The 3,946-nt window shown below is 67.1% G+C and carries 4 protein-coding genes; 1 reads left to right on the top strand and 3 read right to left on the bottom strand.

Annotation, left to right across the window (positions count from 1 at the left end; all coding sequences use genetic code 11):
• Positions 1–1,023 (bottom strand): NADP-dependent isocitrate dehydrogenase (gene icd, locus AC1DYI_RS28895; protein ID WP_477207566.1); only part of this gene is annotated, 1,023 nt, incomplete at its 3' end.
• Positions 1,024–1,229: 206 nt separating this feature from the next.
• On the opposite strand from icd, the gene AC1DYI_RS28890 reads away from it, so the two are divergent.
• Positions 1,230–1,697 (top strand): DUF192 domain-containing protein, encoded by a 468-nt coding sequence (locus tag AC1DYI_RS28890; RefSeq protein WP_477207565.1) that lies wholly within the window; start codon positions 1,230–1,232, stop codon positions 1,695–1,697.
• 30 nt (positions 1,698–1,727) lie between these two features.
• Here the strand turns inward: AC1DYI_RS28890 and AC1DYI_RS28885 are convergent, their stop codons facing one another.
• Together AC1DYI_RS28885 and AC1DYI_RS28880 are read right to left on the bottom strand one after the other, a co-directional pair.
• Positions 1,728–3,161 (bottom strand): sensor histidine kinase, encoded by a 1,434-nt coding sequence (locus AC1DYI_RS28885; protein WP_477207564.1) that lies wholly within the window; start codon positions 3,159–3,161, stop codon positions 1,728–1,730.
• A complete protein-coding gene (locus tag AC1DYI_RS28880; protein ID WP_477207563.1) occupies positions 3,148–3,861 on the bottom strand; it encodes a response regulator in 714 nt (237 codons plus the stop codon). Before AC1DYI_RS28880 ends, AC1DYI_RS28885 begins: the two co-directional genes overlap by 14 nt.
• Positions 3,862–3,946 lie beyond the last annotated feature (85 nt).

Here is a 3,946-nt window from a genome sequence, read left to right as displayed (position 1 = left end):
GCCGTGGGTGGCTTCGAAGCAGGCAATCGAATCCGACATGTTGGCGCCCGGGGCGATGCCGATGCCGCCGACTTGYGCGGCCAGCGCGTCGGAGATGTAGTCACCGTTCAGGTTCAGCGTCGCGATCACCGAATACTCGGCCGGGCGCAGCAGGATCTGTTGCAGGAAGGCGTCGGCGATCGAGTCCTTGACGACGATGTCCTTGCCGGACTTCGGGTTCTTGAACTTGCACCACGGGCCGCCGTCGATCAGCTCGGCGCCGAACTCCTTCTGCGCCAGCGCGTAGGCCCAGTCACGGAAGCCACCTTCGGTGTACTTCATGATGTTGCCCTTGTGCACGATCGTGACACTGGGTTTGTCGTTGTCGATCGCGTACTGCAGTGCCTTGCGCACCAGGCGCTCGGTGCCTTCGCGCGAGACCGGYTTGACGCCGATGCCCGACGTGTCGGGGAAACGGATCTTCTTGACGCCCATTTCCTCGACCAGGAACTTGATGACCTTCTTGGCCTTCTCGCTCTCGGCTTCCCACTCGATGCCGGCGTAGATGTCTTCCGAGTTCTCGCGGAAGATCACCATGTCGATCTTGTGCGGCTCTTTCACCGGCGAAGGCACGCCAGCGAAGTACTGCACCGGGCGCAGGCAGACGTACAGGTCCAGCTCCTGGCGCAGCGCCACGTTCAGCGAGCGGATGCCGCCGCCGACCGGCGTGGTCAGCGGGCCCTTGATCGAGACGACGTACTCGCGCAGCGCGGCCAGCGATTCTTCCGGCAGCCACACGTCCGGGCCATAGACCTTGGTCGACTTCTCGCCGGCGTAGATCTCCATCCAGTGGATCTGCTTCTTGCCGCCATAGGCCTTGGCAACCGCAGCGTCCACCACCTTGATCATCACCGGCGTGATGTCGAAGCCGGTGCCGTCACCCTCGATGTACGGAATGATCGGGTTGTTCGGGACGTTGAGCGAGAAGTCCGCATTCACGGTGATCTTCTGCCCTGCCTCGGGCACCTTGATGTGCTGGTACATGTCGCTTTGCTCCGCGCGTCGCTGTTTGTGAAAGGGGTTTTCGGAACCTGAAATTCTAGTTCACGCTGCCTGTCACTTCGCTGACCACCCCGGAGCCGGCAGGTCTACGCGGTGAGGCCGGGCGGCGCCCGCTTTGTTGCGGCGGCGTGTCAGCGGCACGGGCCCGGCCGCGTTCGATAATCCATCGACACCTCACGAGCCTTGACATGACCTTGACCAAGTTTCGCTCTGCCTGCGCCACGGGCGCCTTCATGCTGGCCCTCGCCGTGGGCGGCACCGCCTACGCCCAGAACGCCGGCCAGCCGCAAGACCTGCCCACCGTGACGCTGCACGCCGGCATGCACAACATCGTCGCCCAGGTGGCCAAGACGGCCGACCAGCGGCAGATCGGCCTGATGTTCCGCAAGGAAATGGCCGGTCACGAGGGCATGATCTTCGTCTTCGAAGACCCGGCCACCCAGTGTTTCTGGATGCGCAACACGCTGATCCCGCTGTCGGCCGCCTTTGTGGCCGACGACGGCAGCATCGTCAACATCGAAGACATGAAGCCGCTGAGCGACGAGTCGCACTGCTCGACCAAGCCGGTGCGCTACGTGCTGGAGATGAACGTGGGCTGGTTCGCCAAGCGCGGGCTGAAGGCCGGGACCAAGCTGAGCGGGCCGCTGTTCCATTGACCCGCTGCGCCTGAGGCGCAGGGCGCCGAGTCAGGCCCCAAGCCGGATGGTGAAGCGCAGGCCCTCGAAATCGGGCCTGGATTGCGCTTCAATCTGCCCGCCCAGGCGCAGGACCACCTCGCGGGCGATCGTCAGGCCCAGGCCGGTGCCGCCGTCGTTGCGCAGGTCGGCACGTTCCCCGCGCCAGAACGGCTCGAACAGGTTCGGCAGTTGCGCCTGCGGCACGCCGGGGCCGTCGTCTTCGACCACCACCTCGGCACCGCCCTCGGGGCGCGGCGTGACGCGCAAGGTCACCTTCGGGCCGCCGTAGCGCAGTGCGTTGTCCAGCAGGTTGTTGACCACCTCGCCCAGCCACAACGGGTGGGCGCGCGCCGGAACGGGCTCGTCCGGCGCTTCCAGACCGATGCTGCGGCCCTGGCGCAGAGCCTGTAGCACCAGCGGCTCGGCCGATTCGCGCAACAACGGCACCACGTCCATCGTCTGGTGCTCGCCGTCGACCGACAGCGCCGTTTCTGACCGAGCCAGGCTCAGCAACTGGCCGATCAGGCGCGACAACCGGTCGGTCGAACGCTCCAGCTGCGCCAGCAGCGGGCGCCAGGCGGTCTCGTCAGCCGGCAAGCCGGAGGACTGCGCCGACAACTCCTGCGCCAGGTTCTGGGCCAGCACGCGGATGCCGGCCACCGGCGTGCGCAGCTGGTGCGCTGCATCGGCCACGAAACGGCGCTGCAGCTGGATCGATTGCTCCACGTCTGCCAGCAGGCTGTTGATGCGCTCGATCAACGGCACCGCTTCGCGCGGCACGTTCTGCATCGGCAGCGGCCGCCAGTCCTGCGAGTCGCGCAAGGCCACGTCGGTGGCCACGTCGCGCAGCGGCTGCAGGCCGCGACGAATGCCCCAGCCGATCATTGCGAAGGTCACCGCACCGAGCGCCAGCGCGGGCAGCACGATCGACAGCTGCAGGTCGCGCATCAGCACCGCGCGCTTGTTCTTGGTCTCGACCACGACCACCGAAACCGAGCGGTCGAGCATCGGTGAGCTGATCGAAAAGACGGCACCGCGCACCGGCTCGGCGTCGTACTCGGCATCGAACAGCCGCGGCTGCGAGAAACTGGCCTTGCGCAGCTTCGCTGCGGGCACCGGCACGTGGGCGTCGCCGGCCAGCGGGTTGCCTTCCACGTCGACCATCAGGAAGCCGTTGCGGTCGTCGCGGTCCCAGGTCACCAGCTCCATCGCCTGGCGCGACAGGTCCAGCAGCGGCCCGCGGTCGGACCAGGTGACCTTGGCGGCCAGCGCGCTGGCTTCGTCTTGCAGGCCGCGGTCGAAGGCCAGGTTGGCGCTGGTGCGGGCCAACCAGTAGGCGCCGATCACCGCGGCCAGCAGGCCGATGCCCCAGCTCCACAGCAACGGCCGCAGCAGTGCGCGGCGAACGCTGGGGCCGTGAGCGGGCGGCTCAGCTCGGGTCATCGCCGCCGGCGGTGTCGCCGGGTGTGCCGCCAGCCGTGGCAGCCTCCATCACATAACCGAAGCCTCGCACGGTGCGGATCACCACGCCCAGATCGGCAAAGCGCTTGCGAAGGCGGTGGATGTAGACCTCGACCGAGTTCTCGCTGAAATCGGCCTCCCAGCTGGACATGCGGGCGACGATCGAATCCTTGGGCACCACGCGGCCGGCTTTCTGCATCAGCAACTCGGTCAGCGCCAGTTCGCGTGGGCTCAGAGAGATACGTTGGCCGTGGTGCGTCAACTCGCGGTGGGCGATGTCGAGCTTCAACTCGCCCAGCTGCAGCACCTCGTCGATGCGGCCCTGCGCGCGGCGCTTCAAGGCGCGGATGCGGGCCAGCAGCTCGGGCAGGTCGAAGGGCTTGACGAGGTAGTCGTCGGCGCCGGCGTCCAGGCCCTGCACGCGGTCGCTCAGCTCGTCGCGCGCGGTCAGCAGCAGCACCGGCATGCGGATGCCCTTGGCACGCCAGTGGCGCAGCACCTCCATGCCGTCGCGCCGCGGCAGGCCGAGGTCGAGGATGCCCAGGTCGTATTGGCCCATCACGCCTTCGGACATGGCCTGCTCGCCGTCGTGCAGCACATCGACCTGCCAGCCCWCACGCTCCAGGCCGCGCGCCACGCCCAGGCTGAGCGCAGGGTCGTCTTCCACCAGCAGGATTCGCATCGTGTTGCCTCGGCTGTCCCCTTGTTCTGGCGCCCTGTCCCGCAGACAACTGCCATTGAGATTCGACCAGATGGTGATGATCGTG

Source organism: Ideonella sp. P3_A4 (assembly GCF_056403075.1).
Note: the sequence above shows the minus strand (reverse complement) of the source record. Positions and strands in the feature narration are given on the sequence as shown.

Excerpts from the sequence above, each read along its gene's own strand:
- AC1DYI_RS28890 (WP_477207565.1), top strand. The coding sequence starts at position 1,230 with ATGACCTTGACCAAGTTTCGCTCTGCCTGCGCCACGGGCGCCTTCATG.
- AC1DYI_RS28885 (WP_477207564.1), bottom strand. The coding sequence starts at position 3,161 with ATGACCCGAGCTGAGCCGCCCGCTCACGGCCCCAGCGTTCGCCGCGCA.